We start from the raw sequence: 4958 nt of genomic DNA on the forward strand, positions 1-4958 counted from the left end.
CTGAAGCCCCAATATCTTGTTGAGCTAATGAGAAAATTCTCATTAATATTGACAACTGTACAGCTTTGTTCTGAGTTCTGACACTTTCGAAATAGTGCCAAAGAATTTTGGAAGACCTTACCAAAAAATTATCAGGATAATGGGAAATTTTATACAGATTTATGGGAATCATATTGTGATGTACTCCCTAGCGATCGCCACTATCCTAGTACAAAGAAAAGTGGTGAAACAACAAGGATTGAAAGATTAAATAATACCTTAAGGCATCGTTGCTCTCGTCTAGTTAGAAAAAACTTAGCATTTTCTAAAAACTTTTTCAACCATGAAGGAGCAATTTTGTATTTCATCCATCATTATAACGAGGAAATGCTATCAACTTAGATTGACTTTCACTACTTAAATAACACTACCATATTTTCAATTTTATGAATAATACGGCAGACAGACGACTCAGATATTTTCCAATCTTTACTAATATGATAATAAGTTCTATATTCTCTCAGGTATTGAAGAGTCATTAAAATTTGGTCTTCAATAATTAACTTTGGCTTACGTCCTGGTTTCTTTTTTTCTTTTTCTTGAGTTTTGACGATGCGAAGCATCACTTTAAAAGTTTTTTTTAACCCCTGTTAAACGCTTAAATTCAGTTTGCTTTAATTTTTTTGCTTGCCAATATCTCATCTTTAAATCAATTTAATTAGTAAATAATTTTCTTTAATAATTATACAACGATTCTTGTTTTAAAACTTAATTAAAGTTTGGGTATTAGGAGATCGCTGTTTCATGGTAGCGATCTCCTAATCTGACAGTTATTCGGGAAAATTAAAAAGAAGGACAGCCTTTAATCGTACCACGAAATATTTTTGCAAGAGGTCTTTTCAGTTGCAGCTTGACTCGATTTGACTGTTTTTTCTTGGTGCGCGTTCCCTTGCGCCTTACAAAGGCGCGGGGTCGCACCGCTTTTTTCGAGTCAGTTTTTTTCTTTGTAAAAAACGACAAATGTTACTAATAGATAGTTTTACTCCTGTTTCTAATTCAAGAGAATTTTGTAATTCTTCTAAAGTGATATCATTATTATTAGCAACTAATTTCTCAACCACCTGTGTATGCTGTTCTAGTCTGGCAGTAAATCCTTTTCCACTCTTACGAGGTTCTATCTCGTTGGTTTCGCAATATCGCTTCAATAATTTTTGAGTGAAGCTAACACTAACTTTAAAGCGTTTAGCTAACTGTCGTTGTGAACCTTCTTTGTTTTGGTAAGCTTCAATAATTTTCTGACGTAAATCAAGAGAATAAGGTTTCATTGAACGATGTATTAAAATTATTATACTAATTTAAAATTGTACTACACTGAGTCGCAAACTGCTGTAAGTCCGATATTCCCGCCAGTATTGAATAGTAATTAATACCTGTTCTTCTGGACTTAAAGTACAAGGACGACCTGGCTTATTTTTCTTTTTTTCATATTCAGAGATGACGTTAACAATAGTATAGTAAGTTCGGCGACTCATTCCAGTCAAACGCCTAAATTTCTTTCGACATAACCGATTTTTTTCCGCAAATTTCATACTGTTTTTCGTTTTTTTTATCTATTAAGGACAGATTTTAAACAGTATCACAAAAAACTCTTTTATTACGTCGGTCTCCCTGTCTCCTTTTGGCGATCGCTGTCTCCTTTTGGCAATCGCGCTCTTATGACAGTATTGGCAAAAATAAACCATCTCTTATTGTATCACGAAAGACTTTTGCAAGAGGTCTAATAAATCGGCTGATTTATCGCCAATCAAGGTCGCGTCAATTGATGAGATATTTCATTCTAACCGTCCCATTTTAACAGGAGTTGATAATGATTCTAGCTACTGTTTTCTTCTTCAAGAGGCGCAGCACAAAGATGAAGACACCTGGGGCTGGTATTTGCTAGAAGCAACAGAACAGGGTCTAGACCCTAAATACACAATAGCTTATGCTGGTAAGGGGTTAGGTCAGCACACAGGGCGATCTGGTCTGATAGAGTCTGTCAAGGTGATGTTTGGCATATTTTAGACCAAGCTAATACTTTATGCCGTAGTTTAGCCAAAAAAGCTCAGGGTGCAACCACTGAAAGAGAGAAAGACACAGTTTTGTAGCTAATCAGCTTCTTACGTAGAAATGCAGAGAGAAAGTCAATAAATTTGAAATTAGAATTCTAATTTCAAATTCCAACTCGATTATAGCTTAATTTTGTCCATATTTTAGATGTATTTGCCCTGCTAGTTTACCCCTTTTTGCTCCTCATCTGCCCCGAAAAAAAATCGCTCTTCTAAAAAGTTTTTGTAACGTAACCGTAAATTCAGCAACGCTTTATCAAAGCCCTTTTTGAAGGTCTTTGAGGGATTTCTGTGTTTAGCCATTTGAGAAAATTTTCGTTGACTGAATGAACTGATATTTCTGCAATACAATTCGTATAGTTAATTTGTTCGTTAATCGTCTGCTCGATATCTTTTCTATACCGTAGCTGGGTTTTTATTATTAGTACAACTTCTGGTTCTTCTTTAATTTCTTCTTCCCAACGATAGGCACAAGTTATGGGAAACCAATTAGTACAAAGAGCTAATTTTTGCTCAAGTAGTTTGTGACTTATTTGACGTGCTTCTTCGATAGTATTTAACGTAACATAAAAAATTTGCATGAGTTTTACTTTCTCTATAAGTGAACAATGACAAAGACCAACCTATATTCGTATTGGTCAGTTAAATTGACATATTGCTAGTTTACACCCCACATTCCGCAGGTTCATCAGACCAATAAATAATATTTTTGACAAGTGGGGCCGAGGAAGCGCAAAATGTGCCTTTGGACATCGTTCAACTTGATGCCCCACTTGTGTCCCTCTAGCCAAATCAAATGCACCGACTGAAAACATTGCAGTATCCAGCGTAGGGTTGGGCGCTCAGTCTGCTTACCCTTTTGATTAGGAATTGTTGCTGAGGCACTGGCCAAAGCTTGGCGCAGTTGTCGCTGTCCGATGGTGTAGACGAGCAAACACAGCCCCATAATCATCGCCAAAGCAGCCACTCGTTGAGGTAATTTGACAAAAACCCGAGAAGCAAAAAAGAGGGGGTCTTTGAGGAAGCGAAAGTCTCGTTCACATGACTGCTGATTCTTGTACTCTTGTAACACTGTATCATTGGGCCATAGCTTATCCTCAAGCAAGTTGGTCCCTAACACGAATCGTCCGGCTTGGTTACGCTGTGCTGCCATCACTGACTCATTAGGGGCTAAAGCGGCTTGAACATGATAAGTGTAGCCTTTGGGCGGCTCTCCTTTTCGGGGACGACCTGGCTTGTCATAGTAGGGCTTGAGTCGAACCTCAATGTCAGTCAGGGTATGATACTTGAGCTTTTTGTCTAAGGCCTTGGCTCCTTCTCGGGCATCAGCTTCACAAGCAAACGGATGAGTACCGAGTTCTTGAAGAGCTTTGATGGTCTTGGTTTGTGCTTTGGCGATGCCCTTGTCCAATTGCTTGAGGTCTGATTGTTGGCGCGATTCGCTGTGTACTACCAGCCAGCTCTGGCGGACTCCAGCGTAGGTGTTGCACACTTCAGCAATGGAATAGTTAGGGTTAGAGGAACAGACAGAGAACATCGACTGGGGTAGAGTCTGTCTTAACTGTTGTGCCTCAGCAATGGTGGCAGGCACACGACTAATCCAATGGGTCTCGCCTAATGCTTTGAGGTTCTCTTCGTTGTAGAGGGCTGCATCAGCCACATAAACTTTCGGCTGGGCGGCTTGCCACTGTTGCTGAAATTGGGCAATCACTTCGGTGAATACGGCTTGGTCAGCATCGTTACCATTCCCCACTCGTAAATACAACGGCACATCCCCATCCCCACTAGTAATCAGAGCTAGGGTAAACTGCTTGAGGTCAGGGCGATGGTCTCTTGAATAGCCGTGAATTGAGGTATTCCCCCTGGACACAGAAGCTGGTGCTGTCGAGATGTGCCCGTTGCGTGTTCACCCCGAAGCGTTTCACCGCCGCCAAGGCCATCTCCAGGAACACATTGGTTAATCCTTTCTCATAAAGCTGGTCTAGGACTCGACCGATACGGCTATCGTTGAGGTGTTCTGGTTTCACCCCCTCTCCAATCAAGTGTTCCGTCGCTTTACCGACGAAAAATTGACTAAACAGGTATAGGGGGGCGGTGAGAAAGCCTAAGCAATTGAGGATTAAGGCTTTGACTACATGGCCAGCACTAACTTGTTCGAGGGCATGTGTTCCCAGCAGGCGATTGGTGATTTCCACAATCCCAATTTCATCGACAATGCTGGCAATCAGTCCGAGATGGTCGATGTCCTGAATATCAATTTCTGTGGGTTGGTTCATTGGCTTGAGAGAAAAACTTCAAATCTTAGAAGATCTTATCTCTGAGTCAACTTAAGAGGATAATGGAAATCGGCAAAACCTTCGCAGTGACAGGGTTTGAAAATTATTTGTTTTCCATCTTAACCTGCTGAATGTGGGTGAAAATAGTTCTCTATCTTTTGCCTAAGTTTTCGCAGCGAGTGACCCCTGACTTTTTGAGAAGTTACGTTGCCCCGACCGGTTTTGTTTTGCGATCCGCAAAGCGGATCTGGCTCGGCCAGCGCGCTTCTCAGTTTGGAGCGATCGCTCCTTATTGATACAGACTCTTTGAGTGCAGCAACGGAAAATTTACAGGTGGCTATAATTTGACGGTTACTGTCTTAACTTCCGTATACTCCTGTAAACCGTATTCTCCAAGTTCGCGACCCATTCCAGATTGTTTGAAGCCACCAAAAGGAGCTGCAATATCAAAGGCATGATAGCAATTGATCCAGACTGTACCGGCACGAACATTACGAGCAATGGTGTGTGCTTTAGAAATATCTCGTGTCCATACTCCTGCTGGTGACGACTCCCGACACTGAACGGAGTACCGTTACAGTGCGGGCTTCTCCAA

General features: G+C 40.8%; 4 protein-coding genes and 4 pseudogenes. 2 read left to right on the top strand and 6 right to left on the bottom strand.

The features are described 5' to 3' along the window. Positions 1 to 87: 87 nt before the first annotated feature. A pseudogene (locus P9B04_RS14180) lies at positions 88 to 381 on the top strand (IS1 family transposase); the annotation flags it as partial. 23 nt (positions 382 to 404) lie between these two features. Here P9B04_RS14180 and P9B04_RS14185 read toward each other — a convergent pair. From P9B04_RS14185 to P9B04_RS14205, 5 genes and pseudogenes are all read right to left on the bottom strand, one after another. Then, positions 405 to 681: pseudogene (locus P9B04_RS14185) on the bottom strand (helix-turn-helix domain-containing protein); the annotation flags it as partial. 254 nt (positions 682 to 935) lie between these two features. Then, positions 936 to 1304, bottom strand: a complete 369-nt coding sequence (locus P9B04_RS14190; RefSeq protein WP_342055639.1) for a helix-turn-helix domain-containing protein — start codon at positions 1302 to 1304, stop codon at positions 936 to 938. Positions 1305 to 1334: 30 nt separating this feature from the next. After that, positions 1335 to 1568 carry a hypothetical protein gene (locus P9B04_RS14195; protein ID WP_342055640.1) on the bottom strand — a complete coding sequence of 78 codons (234 nt, stop codon included), beginning with the start codon at positions 1566 to 1568 and terminating at the stop codon, positions 1335 to 1337. A gap of 761 nt (positions 1569 to 2329) precedes the next feature. Beyond that, entirely contained in the window at positions 2330 to 2668 is a 339-nt protein-coding gene (cutA, locus tag P9B04_RS14200) for a divalent-cation tolerance protein CutA (RefSeq protein WP_342055641.1), read from the bottom strand. A 107-nt stretch (positions 2669 to 2775) separates the two neighbouring features. After that, a pseudogene (locus P9B04_RS14205) lies at positions 2776 to 4363 on the bottom strand (IS1634 family transposase). A gap of 207 nt (positions 4364 to 4570) precedes the next feature. On the opposite strand from P9B04_RS14205, the gene P9B04_RS14210 reads away from it, so the two are divergent. Continuing rightward, positions 4571 to 4711, top strand: a complete 141-nt coding sequence (locus P9B04_RS14210) for a hypothetical protein (RefSeq protein WP_342055642.1) — start codon at positions 4571 to 4573, stop codon at positions 4709 to 4711. On the opposite strand, the pseudogene P9B04_RS14215 reads toward P9B04_RS14210, so the two are convergent. Then, positions 4701 to 4892 (bottom strand): annotated as a pseudogene (locus P9B04_RS14215) (aldehyde dehydrogenase family protein); the annotation flags it as partial. The gene P9B04_RS14210 and the pseudogene P9B04_RS14215 overlap by 11 nt on opposite strands. Between the last annotated feature and the right edge of the window lie 66 nt (positions 4893 to 4958).

It is taken from the genome of Crocosphaera sp. Alani8 (assembly GCF_038442745.1).
GTDB lineage: Bacteria > Cyanobacteriota > Cyanobacteriia > Cyanobacteriales > Microcystaceae > Crocosphaera.

Bases quoted from the DNA above. Each gene is read 5' to 3' on its own strand.
- P9B04_RS14195 (WP_342055640.1), bottom strand. From the start codon at position 1,568: ATGAAATTTGCGGAAAAAAATCGGTTATGTCGAAAGAAATTTAGGCGT.
- P9B04_RS14190 (WP_342055639.1), bottom strand. From the start codon at position 1,304: ATGAAACCTTATTCTCTTGATTTACGTCAGAAAATTATTGAAGCTTAC.
- cutA (WP_342055641.1), bottom strand. From the start codon at position 2,668: ATGCAAATTTTTTATGTTACGTTAAATACTATCGAAGAAGCACGTCAA.